2 pseudogenes are annotated in these 514 nt (G+C 65.2%); both read left to right on the forward strand.

The window, feature by feature from the left end:
- Positions 1 to 241, forward strand: a pseudogene (locus A6013_RS28805) (hypothetical protein); the annotation flags it as partial.
- A gap of 83 nt (positions 242 to 324) precedes the next feature.
- A pseudogene (locus A6013_RS28810) lies at positions 325 to 468 on the forward strand (hypothetical protein); the annotation flags it as partial.
- Positions 469 to 514: the final 46 nt, after the last annotated feature.

The following is a 514-nucleotide window of genomic DNA, read 5'->3' on the forward strand; positions in this document are numbered from 1 at the left end:
GCCAGCGTCCGGCCCCGACCACCGACAGCGAAACCTACGAGTTCATCAACGAGTTGGGCAGCAAGAAGAACAACGTGGTGCCGATCGGCCCGCTGCACGTTCATCAACGAGTTGGGCAGCAAGAAGAACAACGTGGTGCCGATCGGCCCGCTGCACGTCACCTCCGCCGAACCGGGCCACTTCCGCCTGTTCGTCGACGGCGAAAATATCATCGACGCCGACTACCGCCTGTTCTACTCCGCTCTGACCGCGTGTGCGGCATCTGCGGCTTCGCCCACAGCCCCGCCTACACCACCTCGGTGGAGAACGGCATGGGGAGCGTGGTGCCGCGCCCACAGCCCCGCCTACACCACCTCGGTGGAGAACGGCATGGGGAGCGTGGTGCCGGAGCGCGCGCAGATGATCCGCGCCAGTCTGCTGGAGGTGGAGCGCCTGCACTCGCACCTGCTGCACCTCGGCCAGCCTCGATGAAGATGGCGGAGCTCCTCAGGGTTTATGCAGTTTTTCCGCGTGC

It is taken from the genome of Enterobacter sp. IF2SW-B1 (assembly GCF_001743375.1).
In the GTDB taxonomy this organism is placed as follows: Bacteria; Pseudomonadota; Gammaproteobacteria; order Enterobacterales; family Enterobacteriaceae; genus Enterobacter; species Enterobacter bugandensis.